Here is a 209-nt window from a genome sequence, read left to right as displayed (position 1 = left end):
CCGACGGCCGCCCGGTCGTCGTCCTCACCGGCGAGCAGGCCCCGGACGCCCAGCTGATGGCCGCCTCCACCGTCCCCGTCGGCATCGCGGCCGAGGCACACGCGTACCTCGCCCACGGCGGACCGGCCAACCTGGAGCAACTCGCCCGCTTCCTGTCCGACACCGTCCTGCTCACCGGTCACGGCTTCGACTCGCCGGCACCCGCCCCC

The 209-nt window shown here is 75.6% G+C and carries 1 protein-coding gene; it reads left to right on the top strand.

Translation table 11 applies throughout. The annotated features are described in order from the left end of the window. On the top strand, nucleotides 1-209 hold a 209-nt coding region (locus CCN29_RS35815; protein WP_442538338.1), incomplete at both ends, for a hypothetical protein.

Source organism: Streptomyces pseudogriseolus (assembly GCA_002154585.1).
Lineage (GTDB): Bacteria > Actinomycetota > Actinomycetes > Streptomycetales > Streptomycetaceae > Streptomyces > Streptomyces pseudogriseolus.
Note: the sequence above shows the minus strand (reverse complement) of the source record. Positions and strands in the feature narration are given on the sequence as shown.